12 protein-coding genes are annotated in these 16,750 nt (G+C 68.2%); 10 read left to right on the top strand and 2 right to left on the bottom strand.

Annotation, left to right across the window (positions count from 1 at the left end; translation table 11 throughout):
- Nucleotides 1-60 precede the first annotated feature (60 nt).
- Complete coding sequence (locus tag ACEUEL_RS14250) at nucleotides 61-1,551, bottom strand: carboxypeptidase M32 (protein WP_405706435.1); 1,491 nt, start codon at nucleotides 1,549-1,551, stop codon at nucleotides 61-63.
- Between the two features lie 161 nt (nucleotides 1,552-1,712).
- Between ACEUEL_RS14250 and ACEUEL_RS14245 the strand changes: the two genes are divergently transcribed.
- From ACEUEL_RS14245 to gndA, 5 genes are all read left to right on the top strand, one after another.
- Nucleotides 1,713-2,894: a Ppx/GppA phosphatase family protein gene (locus ACEUEL_RS14245; RefSeq protein WP_405706433.1), complete on the top strand. Its 1,182-nt coding sequence runs from the start codon at nucleotides 1,713-1,715 to the stop codon at nucleotides 2,892-2,894.
- Nucleotides 2,891-3,643, top strand: coding sequence for an RlmE family RNA methyltransferase (locus ACEUEL_RS14240; RefSeq protein ID WP_405706431.1), 753 nt, complete (start codon nucleotides 2,891-2,893; stop codon nucleotides 3,641-3,643). The genes ACEUEL_RS14245 and ACEUEL_RS14240 overlap by 4 nt, the downstream gene beginning before the upstream one ends.
- Nucleotides 3,630-5,267 (top strand): CYTH and CHAD domain-containing protein, encoded by a 1,638-nt coding sequence (locus tag ACEUEL_RS14235; protein ID WP_405706429.1) that lies wholly within the window; start codon nucleotides 3,630-3,632, stop codon nucleotides 5,265-5,267. The genes ACEUEL_RS14240 and ACEUEL_RS14235 overlap by 14 nt, the downstream gene beginning before the upstream one ends.
- Before the next feature lie 64 nt (nucleotides 5,268-5,331).
- Entirely contained in the window at nucleotides 5,332-6,279 is a 948-nt protein-coding gene (locus ACEUEL_RS14230; RefSeq protein WP_405706426.1) for an ornithine cyclodeaminase family protein, read from the top strand.
- A gap of 76 nt (nucleotides 6,280-6,355) precedes the next feature.
- Nucleotides 6,356-7,786 carry an NADP-dependent phosphogluconate dehydrogenase gene (gndA, locus tag ACEUEL_RS14225; RefSeq protein WP_405706423.1) on the top strand — a complete coding sequence of 477 codons (1,431 nt, stop codon included), beginning with the start codon at nucleotides 6,356-6,358 and terminating at the stop codon, nucleotides 7,784-7,786.
- Between the two features lie 19 nt (nucleotides 7,787-7,805).
- Here gndA and ACEUEL_RS14220 read toward each other — a convergent pair whose 3' ends face one another.
- Nucleotides 7,806-9,947: a putative bifunctional diguanylate cyclase/phosphodiesterase gene (locus tag ACEUEL_RS14220; protein ID WP_405706420.1), complete on the bottom strand. Its 2,142-nt coding sequence runs from the start codon at nucleotides 9,945-9,947 to the stop codon at nucleotides 7,806-7,808.
- A gap of 180 nt (nucleotides 9,948-10,127) precedes the next feature.
- On the opposite strand from ACEUEL_RS14220, the gene ACEUEL_RS14215 reads away from it, so the two are divergent.
- The 5 genes from ACEUEL_RS14215 to ACEUEL_RS14195 all read left to right on the top strand — a co-directional run bounded on the left by ACEUEL_RS14215 (nucleotide 10,128) and on the right by ACEUEL_RS14195 (nucleotide 16,681).
- Nucleotides 10,128-11,135 carry a hypothetical protein gene (locus ACEUEL_RS14215; protein ID WP_405706417.1) on the top strand — a complete coding sequence of 336 codons (1,008 nt, stop codon included), beginning with the start codon at nucleotides 10,128-10,130 and terminating at the stop codon, nucleotides 11,133-11,135.
- A gap of 9 nt (nucleotides 11,136-11,144) precedes the next feature.
- A complete protein-coding gene (locus ACEUEL_RS14210) occupies nucleotides 11,145-11,567 on the top strand; it encodes an SET domain-containing protein (RefSeq protein ID WP_405706414.1) in 423 nt (140 codons plus the stop codon).
- A 13-nt stretch (nucleotides 11,568-11,580) separates the two neighbouring features.
- Nucleotides 11,581-12,711 carry an MFS transporter gene (locus ACEUEL_RS14205; protein ID WP_405706411.1) on the top strand — a complete coding sequence of 377 codons (1,131 nt, stop codon included), beginning with the start codon at nucleotides 11,581-11,583 and terminating at the stop codon, nucleotides 12,709-12,711.
- 159 nt (nucleotides 12,712-12,870) lie between these two features.
- Complete coding sequence (locus ACEUEL_RS14200; RefSeq protein ID WP_405706408.1) at nucleotides 12,871-15,042, top strand: malate synthase G; 2,172 nt, start codon at nucleotides 12,871-12,873, stop codon at nucleotides 15,040-15,042.
- 175 nt (nucleotides 15,043-15,217) lie between these two features.
- Nucleotides 15,218-16,681 (top strand): alpha/beta hydrolase, encoded by a 1,464-nt coding sequence (locus tag ACEUEL_RS14195; RefSeq protein ID WP_405706405.1) that lies wholly within the window; start codon nucleotides 15,218-15,220, stop codon nucleotides 16,679-16,681.
- Nucleotides 16,682-16,750 lie beyond the last annotated feature (69 nt).

Here is a 16,750-nt window from a genome sequence, read left to right as displayed (position 1 = left end):
ACGGGGTGGCCTGAGGGTACGGCACGGGGAATACCCGTTCCGGCACCCTCCGAGCCACGATCAGGCATCGAAATAGCGGCGGCCGAGATGGGCCTTGAAGGCACCGACATCGAGTGGCCGACCTGTCGCACGGGTGAGAATCTCGTCCGTCGAGTAGCGCGACCCCTGCGCGTGGACATGGGTCCGTAGCCAGCCGACCAGCGGCGTGAAGTCGCCGCGGGCGATACCCGCGAGAAGGCCGGGCTCGCCGCGGCACGCCGCCTCGAACAATTGCGCGGCGGCAATGGCGCCCAGCGTATAGGTGGGGAAGTAGCCCCAGCCTCCGGACGGCCAGTGGATATCCTGCAGGCAACCCAGCCGGTCGTTGGGCGGGGTTATGCCGAGCAGCGCGCGCATTCCCTCGTTCCAGGCTGCCGGAAGATCGGCGAGCGGCATGGCGTCGGCGATCAGCGCCTTCTCGAGCCGGTAGCGCAGGATGACATGCGCCGGATAGGTCACCTCGTCGGCGTCGACGCGGATGAAGCCGCGCTCCACGCGCGTATAGCGCCGCGCCAGAGCGTCCGCTTCCCAGTCGGGCCCGGCAGCGCCGAAGGCTTCGCGCATCAGCGGTGCGGCAAACGCGAGAAACGCGCGGCTGCGGCAGGCCTGCATCTCCATGATCAGCGACTGGCTCTCGTGCAGGCTCATCCCGCGCGCCTGGCCGACCGGCTGGTTCATGAAGGCGGCCGGGCGCCCCTGCTCGTAAAGCGCATGGCCGGTCTCGTGGATGACGCCCATCAGCGCCTTGGAGAAGTCGGCCTCGTCATAGCGCGTGGTGATGCGCACATCGTTGTCGGCGCCGCCGCAGAAGGGATGCGTCGAGACGTCGAGCCGGCCGCGCTCGAAGTCATAGCCGAGCGCCGCCATGATGGTCTGGCCGAGCCGCCGTTGCGCCTCGACGGGAAACGGTCCCGCCAGCGGGGCCGGTGCCGGCCGCCGCTCCTGCACGGCAAGGGCAGCCTCGGTGAAATCCGGCAGGAAGGCCGCCAGGTCGTCGAACAGCATGTCGATCGCGGCCGACCGCGCGCCGGGTTCGTAATCGTTCAGCAGCGCATCGTAAGTGCCCAGCCCCAGGCGCTCGCCCTTGGCCGCCCCGATCTCGCGCTGCAGCCGCAACACCTCCGCGAGATGGGGCAACAGCGCGGCGAAGTCGGAATCGGCGCGTGCCTGACGCCAGGCCATCTCGCTGACGGAAATCGCCTTGCTGGACGCCTCTACCAGATCGGCCGGGACGGCAGTCTCGACGGTCCAGCCGCGCCGGATCTCCGCGAGATTGGCCTTTTCCCAGTCGCCGAGGTGCGTGTCGGCCTCCGCCGACGACAGCCAGTCGCCAATGCGGGGGTCTGCCGCCATCTCGTGCCGTAACACGCGGAGCAGTGCCAGGCTTTCGGCCCGCGACGCGGCGGCGCCTTTCGGCATCATCGTGTCGCTGTCCCATTGCAGGATCCCCACCGCGTTGGAGAGCGCGGCGATACGGCCGAAATGGCGGGCAAGAGTATCGTAGGCGGTCATGACGTCCTCGTCGGGGGCGGGATGGTTGCGCGGCTTATGTTCGCCCGGCATTGCGCACTCGGCCACGGCTGCTTACAATTTAGGCCGAGATGTGGCGAGGCAATCCTGCCCCGGCGACGTAGCGCCAGAACGGTCCGGAAGGGCATGGTCGGGGACGAGTGATGGTCGATGAGACCCAAGAACCGGCGCAGGAGGTCACCGCAAGGGAACGGGTGACCCGCGGCGAGCCATTCGCGGAAAGCGCGGGACTGTCCCGCTGGCGCCACCGCCGCCCGCGCCGTGGCGACAATGCCCGTCCGCGCGAAGCCGGCAGCGGTGCGGGTCCGCATGGCGGCCACTGGGCTGGATCGCATGCGCCCTGCTATGCCGCGCTCGATCTCGGAACGAATAATTGCCGCCTGTTGATTGCACGCCCGACCGCATCGGGTTTTCGCGTGGTCGATGCGTTCTCGCGGATCGTCCGGCTGGGCGAGGGGCTGATCGGATCGGGCCGCCTCGGCGAGCCGGCGATGCAGCGGGCGATCGACGCGCTCGGCGTCTGCGCCGCGAAGATCGATGCGCGCAATGTGGTCCGCGCCCGGCTCATCGCTACCGAAGCCTGCCGTGCCGCGGCCAACGGCGCCGATTTTATCCGGCGTGTCGCGGAAGAGACCGGGCTTGACCTCGAGATCGTCGACCGCGAGACCGAGGCTCGGCTTGCCGCCGTCGGCTGCACGCCGCTGGTCGACCCGCATTCGCAAGGGGCCATCCTGTTCGATATCGGCGGGGGATCGACCGAGGTGGTCTGGCTCGACCGGATCGAGACCCATGATGGCGGCCCGCCGGCGGCGATCATCCGCGCCTGGATCTCGGTGCCGCTGGGCGTCGTGTCGGTGGCGGAGCGCCATGGTGGCGTGAAGGTCACCCGCGAGGGATTCGAGGCGATGGTTGCCGAGTTCCGCCCCCACCTCGACGCGTTGATCGAGGCTGTGGGGCCTCACGACTGCGGCCGGCTGCATCTGCTCGGCACCTCGGGTACCGTCACGACCGTCGCCGGGGTCCATCTCGATCTGCCGCGCTACGACCGCTCGCAAGTCGATGGCACGTGGCTGGGGGCCGGTGAGGTTCAGTGCGTGGTCGACCGGCTGCTTGCCATGCCCTTCTCCGAGCGCGTGGCGAACCCCTGCATCGGCGCCGAGCGTGCGGACCTTGTTCTGGCGGGATGCGCCATCCTCGAAGCCGTGCACCGGGCTTTCCCCTGCGATCGCCTGCGCGTCGCCGACCGCGGTCTGCGCGAGGGCATCCTCGTCGAACTGATGCGCGCCGATGCCGTATGGCGCAGCGGAGCGTCGCCCGCGCCATGAGCGAGGACAAGCCGAAGTCGGCGAAAGGCGCCTCCGGGCGCCCGGAGGCGCGCCCCCTCAAGGTGCGGCTGAAGAAGGCACGCTCGCTGTCTTCCTCGTCGCAGAAATGGCTGCAGCGCCAGCTCAACGACCCCTATGTCGCGAAGGCGAAGCGCGAGGGCTGGCGCTCGCGCGCCGCCTACAAGCTGATCGAGATCGACGACAAGCTGAAGCTGCTGAAGCCCGGCAGCCGCGTCGTCGATCTGGGCGCGGCACCGGGCGGGTGGAGCCAGGTGGCGGCGCAGCGCGTCAAGGCGGAGGAGGGCCGTGGCCGCGTTGTCGCGATCGATCTGCTGGAGATGGAGGCGGTGCCCGGCGTCGCTTTTGCGCAGCTCGACTTCCTCACCGAATCCGCGCCTGCGAAGCTCATCGAGATGCTCGACGGGCCTGCAGACGTGGTGCTGTCGGATATGGCGGCCAACACCACGGGGCATCGGGCAACGGATCATCTGCGCATCGTCGGGCTGGTTGAACTCGCCGCCGATTTCGCCCGCCACGTGCTCGCGCCGGGCGGGTCCTTCGTCGCCAAGGTGTTCCAGGGAGGTACGGAGGGAGAGCTGCTCGCGGCGTTGAAGCGCGACTTCGCTGTCGTCCGGCATGTGAAACCGCAGGCCAGCCGTGCCGATTCGGCCGAGCTGTACGTCGTGGCAACCGGCTTCCGCGGTGCCGCGCCGGACCGCGAGGACCCGGAGCCCGATGAGCATCGTTGACGGGGGACGCAGGGGGCGATCGTCGCGGCCAGGCCCATCGACCGAAGCCGGGCCGACGCCGGAGTCCGGCGGTGCCGCGGCGTCGCCCTCGTCGGGTCACGAGATTGAACTCAAGCTGCTGGTGCCCGCGGGGGCTTTTCAGGCTATTCTTGCCGCGCCCCTCGTGATGCGGCATGCCCGCCGCAAGCCCATCGCGCGGCGGCTCGAGGCAACCTATTTCGATACGCCCGAGGGGCTGCTGGCGGCCCACGCCGTCGCGCTGCGGGTACGCAAGGCCGGCCGACGCTTCGTGCAGACTTTGAAGACGCCGCCGGGGGCTGACCCGTTGCGGCGCGGTGAATATGAATCCCCACTGCCGGGCCCCGTGCTCGATCTCTCGCTGCTGCCGCTGGATCAGCTCGGCCCGCCTTTGTCGGCGCTCGCTGCGGACAGCCTGTTGCCGCTGTTCACGACGCAGGTCCGGCGGCGCGTCGTGCTTCTGGATCTGCCGGACGGCGTGGTCGAACTCGCCGTTGACGAAGGCTGGATCGAGGCCGCCGGCCGCCGCGAACCGATCTCTGAAGTCGAGCTGGAACTCAAGTCCGGCGACACCGGCGCCCTTTACGAACTGGCGCTGGCGCTGCTGGACATCGCGCCGCTGCGCATCGGGACGGCCAGCAAGTCGGAGCGAGGCTATGCCCTCGCGCGCGGCACGCGTGCCAAGGCGACGAAGGCGCGCCCCACGCTCCTGTCGGCCGACGACACGGCGGATGCGGCCATCCTGTCCATCCTGTCCGGCTGCCAGCGGCACCTGATTGCCAACCTGCCGGTCGCCGAGGCGGGGCAGGATGTGGAGGGAGTGCATCAGACGCGGGTGGCGCTGCGGCGCCTGCGCTCGGCTCTCGCCTTGTTCCGCCGCGAGATACCGGCGCCCGCCGTATTGGCATTGTCGGCAGACTCCCGCCGTCTCGCGCGTGCACTGGGGGCCGCCCGGAACTGGGACGTCTTCATCAGCTCGACCATCCCCGACATGGCGGCGCAGCAGTTGCCCGACGTGGATTTCCACGGCGTCGCAACTCTGGCAGGCCCCCTGCGCGCGGCGGCATATGACGAGGCCCGCACGGCGCTCGTCGACCAGCAGACGACGCATTTCCTGCTGGCGCTGGGACGAACGATCGAGCGGCGGAGCTGGCGCAACGATATCGACGGCAGCCAGCTCGCGGTGCTGACCGGCCCGGCCCGCGATTTTGGGGCGCGGGCTCTCAGCCGCCTGCATCGCAAGGCGTTGAAGCAGGGGCGCCATCTCGACCGCCTCGAGCCCGAGGCCCGTCACGAGCTTCGGCTCACCCTGAAGAAACTGCGCTACGCGGCGGAATTCTTCCTGACCCTGTTCGACGATGGCCCGCGCGCGTCGGACTACCTCAAGCGCCTGGCGTGTCTCCAGGATACGCTGGGCGTTGCCAATGACAGGGCGACGACGTCCGGGCTGCTTCAGGCGATCGCCGCGGGCAGCCGCGATCCCGACATCCATCGTGCCATCGGCACGATCATCGGATGGCAAGCCCATGCGGGCACCGCTGGTGCCTCCACATTGGAGCGCGAATGGCGGGGCTTCCGGAAATCTGCGCCGTTCTGGTCGGATTGACGGTGTCGCCGGCCGGTCCCCCAAGCGGAGCCGATGGCTCGACGACGATTCACAGGAGAAGCCAATGCCGCGCCAGTTCGATGCCGAGGAGGTCCATGCGGCACTCGGCTATGCCCGGCTGGTCGAGGCGCTGCGTGCGGCCTTCCGGGCGGAGGGCGAGAGGATGCCGACCCGCCTGTCCTACTCTGTCGGCACGGACGCGGCGCCCGGCCACCTGCTGTGCATGCCGGCCTGGCGGCGGGGCGAGGCGATCGGTGTCAAGCTGGTCAACGTCTTCCCCGGCAATACGGCCCGTGGGATGGGCGCGGTGTCCTCGCTCTACGTTCTGTTCGACGGCGAGACGGGCTCGCCATCGGCGATCATCGATGGCGAGGCGCTGACCAACCGGCGGACCGCTGCCGCTTCGGCGCTGGCGTCGAGCTACCTGTCGCGCCCCGACAGCCGCACGCTGTTCATCGTCGGGACCGGCCATGTGGCGGCCCATCTCGCCGGCGCCCACCGCGCGGTACGACCGATCGAGCGCGTGCTCGTATGGGGCCGGCGGCCCGCCCAGGCGGAGGTCCTCGCCGAGCGTCTCTGCGAAGCGGGTTTCGCGACCTCGCCGGTCGCCGAGATCGCCGAGGGCCTCGCCGAGGCCGATATCGTGAGCTGCGCTACGACCTCGCGCGAGCCGCTCGTGCGTGGCGACGACGTCCGCCCGGGCACCCATGTCGACCTGATCGGCGCGTTCACGCCGCAGATGCGCGAAAGCGACGACGCCCTCGTCATGCGCAGCTCGGTGTTCGTCGACACGCGCGCAGGGGCTTTTTCGGAAGCCGGCGACCTGCTGATGCCCCACGGTGCGGGTCTTTGGTCGACCGACCGGGTTCGCGGTGAACTGCACGACCTCTGCGCCGGTCTCGTCGAAGGCCGCCGGGACCCCCGCGAGATCACGCTGTTCAAGTCCGTGGGAGCGGCTCTCGAGGACCTTGCCGCCGCACGTCTCGTGGTCGAGGCTGCGGCGCCCGCGTGACCGCGCAAAAACGCGTCTCTTAGGGTGCTCCGCCCGCTGCGTCCGACCGTCCCTCCTGTACCCAAGAAGGTCTGCCATGCCTCAACTCGCGGATATTGGTATCTTCGGACTCGCCACCATGGGCGCCAACCTCGCCCGTAACGCTGCCGGAAAGGGCTTTACCGTTGCCGTTCATAACCGCAACGGAGCGCGCACCGCCGAGTTCATGGCGAACTATGCCGGCGAGGGGCGGTTCATCGCCTCCACCACCATCGCCGAGTTCGTCGCGTCGCTCGCGCGACCTCGTGCGATCATGATCATGGTCAAAGCCGGCGCACCGGTCGACGCGGTGATCGCCGAACTCGAACCGCATCTCGAGGCCGGCGACATCGTCATCGACGGCGGCAACTCGCTGTTCACCGACACCAGCCGGCGCTTCCACGATCTGGCGGCCAAGGGACTGCGCTTCCTCGGTGTCGGCGTGTCGGGCGGCGAGGAGGGCGCGCTGACCGGCCCCAGCATGATGCCCGGTGGCGAGCGCGAGGCCTATGCCCGCGTCGAGCCCCTGTTCACCCGCATGGCGGCGCAGGTGGATGGAGTGCCGTGCTGCACCTTCATCGGGCCGGAAGGGGCGGGCCACTACGTGAAGATGGTCCATAACGGCATCGAATATGCCGACATGCAGCTCATCGCCGAAGCCTATGACCTGCTGAAGACGGTCCACGGACTGTCCGCCGATGCGATCGCCGACATTTTCGCCGAGTGGAATCGCGGCGAACTCGATTCCTACCTGATCGAGAGCACGGCCGTGGTGCTGCGCAAGCGCGACGCGGGCGGTGGCGCGCTGGTCGACGTCATCACCGACGAGGCCGAGCAGAAGGGCACCGGCATGTGGACGGCGAAGTCGGCACTCGACCTCGGCGTGCCGCTGACCGCCATCACCGAAGCGGTGTTCGCCCGCACGCTGTCGAGCCGGCGTGCACAGCGGATCGCTGCCGAGAGCGTTTTCGCCCGCGCGCCGAAGGCCCTGCGCCCCGCCAGCGCGGAGGACGTGGCGGCAATCCGCGACGGGCTCTATGCCTCCAAGATCGTGGCCTACGCGCAGGGGTTCGAGGAATTGGCGACCGCTTCCGTGCAATTCGGCTGGGACTTGAAGCTCGGTGACCTCGCCACGATCTGGCGGGGCGGCTGCATCATCCGGGCGCGGTTCCTCAATCGCATCCGCGACGCCTATGGCGCTGGGCAGCCGGTCGGCAACCTGCTGCTCGAGCCGTATTTCCGGGATGCCGTGCTCGCGGCGGAGCCCAACTGGCGGCGTGTCGTCGCGGAGGCCGTGGCGCAGGGCGTGCCGGTGCCCGCGTTCGGCTCTGCGCTGTCCTATTTCGATGGTCTGCGGCGCAGCCGCGGCCCGGCCAACCTGCTGCAGGGGCTGCGCGACTATTTCGGCGCCCACACTTATGGCCGCCTCGACCGTCACGGCAAGTTCCATACCCGTTGGGCGCAGGACGGCAGCGAGATTCCCGCCTGATCCCGTTCAGCAGGAGGCCTCACGCGCGCCGGGCGCTCCATGTGTCCGGCTGTGGCCCGACCGGGTCGGTATCGGGAGCAACGGCTGCGGCGTGACGGATGAACTCGGCGATCACGTCCGCCGAGGCAGGGCGGTGCACGTAGAAGCCCTGCACGAACTCGCAGGAGGAGAGGCGCAGCAGCCTGAGCTGCTCCTCGGTCTCCACGCCCTCGACGACCACCGACAGTTTCATCGAATCCGACAGCGAGACCAGCGCATGGATCATCGTGGTCGCTTCCGGGTCGCGGCCGATATCCTGCGTGAAGGAACGATCGATCTTCACGCGGTCGATCGGGAAGGTGCGGAGGTAGCCGATCGAGGAGAAGCCGGTGCCGAAATCGTCGAGCGAGATGGTCACGCCCATCGCGCGCAGTTCGGCGAGCTTGCGGGCGGCGGAGGCGGGATCGCCGATCAGGACCCCCTCCGTCAGTTCCACCTCGATCTGGTCGGGGCGCGCGCCCCCGCGCTCCAGCAGTGCGACGAAGTTCGGAACGTAGTCGGGATCGCGCAACTGCAGTGGTGAGACGTTCACGGCGATGCGCAGAGTCGGCCAGCGGGGCAGATCCTCGCAGATGCGCCTGACGACGAAATCGCCGATCTCGCGAATGAGGCCCGTTTCCTCGGCCACAGCGATCAGTTCGGCCGGCGATACCGAGCCGTGCGTCGGCGAATGCCAGCGGATCAGCGCTTCCAGCCCCGCCACGGAGAGGTCCGAGGCCCGCACGATCGGCTGGTAGACCACGCTGAGCTCGCCCTCATGGAGCGCCCGCCGCAGGCGATCCTCGAAGCGCTTCTTCTCGAGGGAGCCTGTCTCCATCGAGGGGTCGAAAGCCAGCGGTTCCCGCAACGAGGCCGACTTGGCGCGATACATCGCCATATCGGCCTGGCGTATCAATTCGTCGGGATCCTGATCGGCGTCCGTCGCCACCGCGTAGCCGATGGCGCAGGTCACGTGGAACTCCATTCCGGCGACGGTGAACGCTCGTTCCATCGAAGCAGCAACGGCACCGGCGACATGGGCCACGTCCGCCGCCGCCGGCCCGTAGAGCAGGATGGCGAACTCGTCCCCGCCCACCCGGGAGAGGTGGGCGTTCGCCGGTACCACGCTCCGAAACCGCGCCGTCACCGCGCGGATGAGTTCGTCGCCGCCGTGATGCCCGATCGAGTCGTTCACCGCCTTGAAGCCGTTGATGTCGAGATAGACAACGGCGAGGGCGCCGGAGCGCGCGGCCTCGCGGCAGGCGGGCGAGGCCAGCAATTCGCCGAAGCCGACGCGGTTGGTGAGTTCCGTCAACGGGTCGCGGCGCGCGGCGGCGATCGCACGCTTTTCGCTCAACGACAGCGCGACCGCCATGGTGCGGGCGCGTGCGACGATCACCAGCATCATGATGCTGAAGACCAGCAGTGCGGCGGAGAGCGGCAGGAAAGCCTGCCGCAGCAGCCTCTGGCCCGGCCGGGGGGGAGTCCAGCTCAGAGCGGCGATGGGACGGTTGGAGGCGTCCTTGATCACCAGGCTGTCGGAATCCGCTTCGGGCTTGTCGACGAGGTGAAGGTCGGGAATGAGAAAGCTCGCCCCGAGTTCACCGATCCGCTGCTCGTTGAGGTACTGAACCATCACCAGCAACGGGAGCGTGGCGGGGTCGACGGTGTCGGCCCTCGACACCGGCGTCACCCGTGCGGCTCCCACGATCATCACGCCATCCGCATTGCGGGAAAAAGTGGTACGCGCCGCCAGCCGGTCGATCGGCGCATCGCGGGTCAGCGCCACAACCTGTCCCAGCAGCGCCGGCGTGACCATGTCCTCGACCTTGCCGCCTTCCTCATTGGCCGCCCAGCCATAATCGATGGTGCCTGCCGGCGAGACGATCGCCAGCCCGTCGGCGATGCCGGTCCCGGTGATGCCGGTGCCGACATTGGCGTCGATCCACTCGCGATCGCCCCGTCCATACGCCTCGAACGCTTCTTCCCACCAGGCATAGTCGTTGGTCAGTGCCTCCAGCCTGTGGCGGGCGGTGTCGAGCCCACCCCCGACCATCGTCTGGGTCGCCTGCGCCGCCTGTTCGTCGTGGCGCGAGGCCATCCACAGCGCCGTCAGCGCGACGGTGAGGAATGTGACGATCACGCCTGCGGCCAGGCAGGCCGTTATCTGTCGAATGAGGTGGCGGTCCATCGTCTCCACTTCTGCCGCAGCGCCGGCAGCACCACACATATCGCGCGGATCACGTTTCAGTCGACTGTCGCGATTTGAGGCAGATTTTAGGGATCGGTAAATCCGTTTTCAGTTGCAATCACTTCGCCAGCCTTGGGAGTCGGATTTTTCGGGCAAGTTGATTCGCACTTCAAGTTGGTCCATAAAGTATTGTGTTCATTGTATAAATTTTGGAGTTTCGTCGTGTCGTCGGAGCGTATCAAGGCGGCGACTTTCAACGAGTTTGGCGAAAATGTGGCCGCGTGTCCGTTCCATTCCGGCAGCGACAACATGCGGTCCTGGGTGCAACAGGACCTCCTCTGCTCCGCCGGAAAGCGGGAATTCCGCTTCGGCCGCTACCACGTCGCGGTAATCCAGAACGGTCGCGATCTCGCCGGTGAACTCGATTCGTTCCGTGCCGCCGTGCACGGGCATCGCCGTACCGGCCTGCTGGCGATACTCGACGATGGCGGCCGCGCCTTCGCCAACTCGACCGACGAATTGACGGCGCTGGGTGTCACTCTGTTCGAGGCCGGATTGTGCGACGATCCGGCCCGGGTGGTCGACGGCGAGACGATCGCCATTCCGATCGAGACCGTCTGCCCCGTTCTCGATCGCCCGGTGACGTTCAGCTTCTTTCCGGTCGCATTCTGCCGCAATGCCGGCAATGAGGCGGATGAACTCTACGATCCGTCGCTCAGCACGCCTTTCACGGCGATCAACATCACCTCCGATGCCTTCGCCTTTGCCCTCCTTGTCCAGGATCAAGCGCGGCGCCTTTACAAATGCGCGCCCCACGAGATCGGCTCGCGTGAACGCTGCGAGCATCTGTTCGAGACCAGCATCCAGACCTGGAACCAGATGTCGGCGAACACCATCACCGGCTATGGCAAGCGCTCGGCCTGTCCCTCGCGCACGGTCCGCCTGTCGGAGGATGGGCTGTCATGGTATGCGCCCCACAATGACCCGGTCTTTGCCGAGCGGCGCAAGCAGATGCACAGCCACGAGATGCCGATCATCTATTGCCGGCGGCTGTGCGATACATGGCTTGCCGCCCTGTTCGACGGCGGCGAGGCCGTCATCGGCCGTGAGGGTCAGAGCGGCGGCATCTTCGTCGAGTGAACGGGCGCGATGAGCTACACCAATTTCGACCTCGTCGAGGTCCGCACCATCCGTGCCGACCATAAGTCCATCTATGCGCGCACGGTGATCGCCGAAGGGACGCTGCTCGGCTTCTTCGACGGCGCGGCGCGGGTGGCCGACATCACTGAACTCGAGGCCCAACGCGGCACCGACAGCTTCTTCTGGCGTCAGTCGGTGCATCTGCGCATCGAGGGCGACCAACTGCTCTATCTGCTGCCGACTGGCGAGCCCGACGGGGTCGACTTCCTCAACCACAATTGCCGCGCCAATGCGCGCGTGGTCGACCAACTCTACGTGTACGCCGCCCGTGCCATTGCTGCCGGCGAGGAGATCCTCGCCGACTACAGGACCTTCAATCTGGTGAGCGAGGAGATCCCTTGCTGGTGTCCTGAGCCGCGCTGCATCATCTGACATGGCGGGCTTCATGCGGTACTGGCGTGTCGGCGGCGTCCTCTTCCTCATCGCGATCGAGGCGCTGCTCTATGGCTACACCTATCCCTTCTTCTCGCTCGCGCTCGAGAAACTCGGGCTGGCCAACTGGCTCATCGGGCTGAACGCCTCGCTGGCCGGGGCCGGCATCTTCCTGCTCGGCCCGTTCCTGCCGCGGCTCATCGATACGGTCGGGCTGAAGGCGGTGGTGGCCGGGCAGTTCATCATTTCCCTGCTCTCCTTCGCCGCCCTCCTCGTGAGCGACGATCTGATCGTCTGGTTCGTGGCCCGCTTCGTGATGGGCACATGCTTCTCGACGCTCTGGACGACCACCGAGATCTGGTTGAACGGCGTCGTCGAGGATCGCCATCGCGGCCGCATTATCGGCGCTTCGGGTACGCTCTACGCCGCCTGCCAGTTCGCCGGACCGCTGGTGCTGGGCGTGACCGGCGTCACGGGCGCACTGCCGATCATCGCCGCCATCGTCCCGCTCGCGGTCGGCGTCGCGGTGGTCCTCGCCGTTCCCTCCGCGATCGGCGCGGCGGAAGAGGAGGACCTGGGCGACCTCAAGGGGCTGAAGCTCGCCCTGCACCTCGCCGGAGCCCTGATCGCTTTCGGCTTCCTGGCCGGCGTTGGCGAGACGGCGCTGCAGAGCCTGCTGCCGCTCTATGGGCTCGCCTATGGCCTCGACGACGCCAATGCTTCCTACCTCGTCGCCGTCTTCAGCCTCGGCGAAGCGGTGCTGGTGGCGGTGCTGGGCTGGCTGGCGGATCGGTGGGGGCGGGCGAGGACGATGAACCTGTGCACCGTCCTTGCCATCGCCACCATGCTCGCCCTGCCGTTCGTGATGGAGATGCCGGTGCTGCGCGTCGCGGTGCTGTTCCTGGCCGGTGGCGTGATCTCGGGGCTCTACACGCTCGGTGTCATCCTGATCGGTCAGGATTATCGCGGTTCCCGGCTGGCGACGGTCTCGACCGGTTTTGCCATGGCTTATTCGGCGGGCTCGATACTCGGTTCGACCCCGATCGGGGCCGCCATCGACCTGTTCGGCCCGCAGGCGCTGCCGCTCTCCATCGCCGCAGGCTTCCTTGTTCTCGGCGGCCTGATGCTGCGCCGCCGCGCCTGATGGCGGCAAAATATGTGCGATGCAGCCATTGCGCTGCAGCGTACGTCTTTCGTCGGGGTGGTCATTTAACAAAATTCTCCTACGAAATCAGCGACCTCAGAGGTGCGGCGGGTTGCCGCACATTTGTGCGGCGCCGTGACGCCAAGGAGATCGAGCGCCATGACCTTCATCGACATCGCCGGCATCAAGGTCGACGCGGGCCTCTATGATTTCGTGAACGGCGAAGCCATCCCGGGCACCGGCGTGGAGCCGGCGGCGTTCTGGACCGGGCTCGCGGCGCTGCTCGCCGACCTCGGCCCGCGCAACCGGGCGCTGCTCGATCACCGCGACGCGCTGCAGGCGCGGATCGACGACTGGCACCGCGCCCATCGCGGCCAGCCTTGGGACCAGGACGCCTACGAGACCTTCCTCGCCGGGATCGGCTATCTCGAGCCGGAGCCGGCGCCGTTCCGGGTAACGACCGACGGCGTCGACGACGAGATCGCCCGCATCGCCGGGCCGCAGCTGGTCGTGCCGGTGACCAATGCGCGCTATGCGCTAAACGCCGCCAATGCCCGCTGGGGTAGCCTCTACGATGCGCTCTACGGCACGGACGCCCTGCCCGAGGACGACGGCGCCAGCCGCGCCAACGGCTTCAATCCGGTGCGCGCCGCCCGTGTGGTGGCCTATGCCCGCGCCTTCCTCGACGAGGCCGCGCCGCTGGCCGGCGCCAGCCATGCCGATGCCGCCGGCTATGCGGTCGCCGATGGCACGCTGCGCGTGACGCTGAAGGATGGCTCCATCGCCGCGCTCGCCGATCCCGCCCGGTTCGTGGGCTATGCCGGCGAGGCGGCCGGCCCCTCTGCGGTGCTGCTCACCCATAACGGCCTGCACATCGAGCTGCGGATCGACCGCGCCCATCGCGTCGGCCGTACCGATGCCGCTGGCATCGCCGACGTCGTCATCGAGGCGGCGATCACCACCATCGTCGACTGCGAGGACAGCGTCGCGGCGGTGGATGCGCCGGACAAGGTCGACGTCTACCGCAACTGGCTGGGGCTGATGCTCGGCACCCTCTCGGCCCGCGTCGCCAAAGGCGCCTCGACCATCGAGCGGCGGCTTGAGCCGGACCGGGTCTACACCGCCCCGGACGGGGGCACCCGCATCCTGCACGGGCGCAGCCTGCTGCTGGTGCGCAATGTCGGCCACCACATGATGACCGACATCGTGCGCGGCCCCGACGGCGGGGAGGTGCCCGAGACGCTGGTCGATGCCGCCATCACCGCGCTGATCGCCATCCACGACCTTAAGGGCAACGGCGCGCTGCGCAACAGCCGGGCCGGATCGATCTATATCGTCAAGCCCAAGCTGCACGGGCCGCAGGAGGTCGCCTTCGCGGTCGAATTGTTCGCCCGCGTCGAGGCGCTGCTCGGGCTGCCGCCCAACACGCTGAAGATCGGCATCATGGACGAGGAGCGGCGCACCAGCGCCAACCTCGCCGCCTCGATCTATCCGGCACGCGAGCGCGTCGTGTTCATCAATACCGGCTTCCTCGACCGCACCGGCGACGAGATCCACACCGACATCGAGGCCGGCCCGGTGGTGCGCAAGGGCGAGATGAAGGCCGCCGCCTGGCTGCCCGCCTATGAGGACAACAATGTCGATGTCGGCCTCGCCGTCGGCCTCGACGGCCACGGCCAGATCGGCAAGGGGATGTGGGCGGCACCCGACCGCATGGCCGACATGCTGGCGCAGAAGGTTGCCCATCCGCGCGCTGGCGCCAACACCGCCTGGGTGCCCTCGCCGACCGCCGCCACCCTGCACGCGCTGCACTATCACGCGGTCGACGTCGTCGCCCGGCAGGCGGAGCTGCGCCATCGCCAGCGCGCCTCGCGCCGGGCGTTGCTGGCGCTTCCCGTGGTCGATCGCGGCAACTGGGACCCGGTCGAGGTGCAGCAGGAACTGGACAACAACATTCAGGGCATCCTTGGCTATGTCGTACGCTGGATCGACCAGGGCATCGGTTGCTCCAAGGTGCCGGACATCCACGACGTCGGCCTGATGGAGGACCGCGCCACGCTGCGGATCTCCAGCCAGCATGTCGCCAACTGGCTGCTGCACGGCATCGTCACGCCGGCCGAGGTCGAGGCGACGCTCAAGCGCATGGCGGTGGTGGTCGACCGGCAGAACGCCGACGATCCGCTCTACAGGCCGATGGCGCCCGAGTTCGACGGCATCGCCTTCAGGGCGGCGCGCGACCTCGTCTTCGCGGGCCGCACCCAGCCCAACGGCTATACCGAGTTCATCCTCACCGCCCGCCGCCGCGAAGCCAAGGCGGCGCGCGCCGTATAGCGTTTCCTCCCCAGCCGCTGCGCGTGGCCGGACGCCGGCCCTGAAGGTTGCCGGCAGGATCAAACTCCGCTACCGCGTTACAGCCCGCCGCCATCGGCATGGCGGCGGGCGGCGGCGGGCGGCGGCGTGCGCTGATCCCGCAGCCGCCGTGCCCGAATGCGAAGGGAACAGCCTGATGCGCGCCTGCTTGCTGAAGATCGTCAAATGGACAGCGATCATCGCGACCGCCTGCCTGCTGACCTTCCTCGGCGTGCGGATCTACGATACCCAGCGCGGCCTGCCGCTGGAGCTGTGGCACACCTATGTGCCCGAGGAGATGAGCATCGCCGATCTCGATCGCGGCGGCTGGGGCGACTACCTCAAGGCGGAAGACGCGGCCTTCGCCGGGGTCCGCGCCGAAGTGACCGAGAGGCTCGATGCCAGCGAGCGCGTGCCGGTCAACCGCTACTTCGACGGCAGCCCGGTCTATCCGGGGCATTTTGCGCAGGACTGGAATCGGTCCTACGAGTTGCGGCCAGACGGCCCGCCGAAAGGCGTCGCCGTTTTTCTGCACGGGCTGACCGATTCCCCCTACAGCCTCCGCCACATCGCCCGGCGCTACCGCGACCAGGGCTTTGTCGCCGTCGCCATCCGCCTGCCCGGGCACGGCACGGTGCCCGGCGGGCTCACCGACGTGACCTGGGAGGAATGGCTGGCCGCCACCCGCCTTGCCGTGCGCGAGGCGCGCCAGCAGGTTCCCGCGCCCCTTCCGCTGCACATCGTCGGCTTCTCAAATGGCGGTGCGCTGGCGATGATGTACGCGATGGAGGCGCTGGAGGATAAGCAGCTTGCCCGTCCGGACCGCCTGATACTCATCTCGCCGATGGTCGGCATCACCGCCTTCGCCCGTTTCGCCGGGGTCGCCGGATGGCCGGCCTTCTTCCCGGCCTTCGCCAAGGCCGCGTGGCTCTCCATCCTGCCGGAATTCAATCCCTTCAAGTACAACTCCTTTCCGGTCAACGGCGCGCGCCAGTCCTTCCAGCTCACGCAGGCCCTGCAGGCGAAGATCGTCCGGCATGAGCGCGAGGACCGGCTCGCCGGCCTGCCGCCGGTGATGACCTTCCAGTCGGTGCTCGATTTCACCGTGAGCACGCGGGCCGTCATCCGCGCGCTGTACAACCGCCTGCCGGACAACGGCAGCGAACTCGTGCTGTTCGACCTCAACCGCGGCACCAAGATCGGCCTGCTGTTCTCCACCCGCGCGACCACGGCGGTGAACCGGCTGCTGCCGCCGGCGCCCCGTCGCTACGGCACCACCATCGTCACCAATGCCGGGCCGGATACCGGCGCGATGGTGGCACGGGTCACGCCGGCGGGCGCGACCAGCGAGGAGACCCGCGACCTCGGGTTCTCCTACCCGCTGGGCGTCTTCTCGCTGTCGCACGTCGCATTGCCGTTCCCGGTATCCGATGAATTGTATGGATTGCAGCCGGATTCCACCGAGGAGTTCGGCATCCAACTCGGCAATATCGCGGCCCGGGGTGAGCGCGGCTCTCTGATCGTCAATCTCGATTCGCTGCTGCGCATGTCGTCGAACCCGTTCTATCCCTACCTGCTCTCCCGCGTGGAAGCCGCGATGGCGCCCGCCCCGGCGCCCTAGACCCGCGCCCGGCCGCCCGCAGACGTTCGATCGGGACGGCTCGTTCTGCAGAACATCGCCATCGAAGGA

It is taken from the genome of Ancylobacter terrae, assembly GCF_045108345.1.
GTDB lineage: Bacteria > Pseudomonadota > Alphaproteobacteria > Rhizobiales > Xanthobacteraceae > Ancylobacter.
Note: the sequence above shows the minus strand (reverse complement) of the source record. Positions and strands in the feature narration are given on the sequence as shown.

What these genes read in the sequence shown, in the direction of transcription:
- ACEUEL_RS14250 (WP_405706435.1), bottom strand. Translation starts at nt 1,551, where the DNA reads ATGACCGCCTACGATACTCTTGCCCGCCATTTCGGCCGTATCGCCGCG.
- ACEUEL_RS14245 (WP_405706433.1), top strand. Translation starts at nt 1,713, where the DNA reads ATGGTCGATGAGACCCAAGAACCGGCGCAGGAGGTCACCGCAAGGGAA.
- ACEUEL_RS14240 (WP_405706431.1), top strand. Translation starts at nt 2,891, where the DNA reads ATGAGCGAGGACAAGCCGAAGTCGGCGAAAGGCGCCTCCGGGCGCCCG.
- ACEUEL_RS14235 (WP_405706429.1), top strand. Translation starts at nt 3,630, where the DNA reads ATGAGCATCGTTGACGGGGGACGCAGGGGGCGATCGTCGCGGCCAGGC.
- ACEUEL_RS14230 (WP_405706426.1), top strand. Translation starts at nt 5,332, where the DNA reads ATGCCGCGCCAGTTCGATGCCGAGGAGGTCCATGCGGCACTCGGCTAT.
- gndA (WP_405706423.1), top strand. Translation starts at nt 6,356, where the DNA reads ATGCCTCAACTCGCGGATATTGGTATCTTCGGACTCGCCACCATGGGC.
- ACEUEL_RS14210 (WP_405706414.1), top strand. Translation starts at nt 11,145, where the DNA reads ATGAGCTACACCAATTTCGACCTCGTCGAGGTCCGCACCATCCGTGCC.
- ACEUEL_RS14205 (WP_405706411.1), top strand. Translation starts at nt 11,581, where the DNA reads ATGCGGTACTGGCGTGTCGGCGGCGTCCTCTTCCTCATCGCGATCGAG.
- ACEUEL_RS14200 (WP_405706408.1), top strand. Translation starts at nt 12,871, where the DNA reads ATGACCTTCATCGACATCGCCGGCATCAAGGTCGACGCGGGCCTCTAT.
- ACEUEL_RS14195 (WP_405706405.1), top strand. Translation starts at nt 15,218, where the DNA reads ATGCGCGCCTGCTTGCTGAAGATCGTCAAATGGACAGCGATCATCGCG.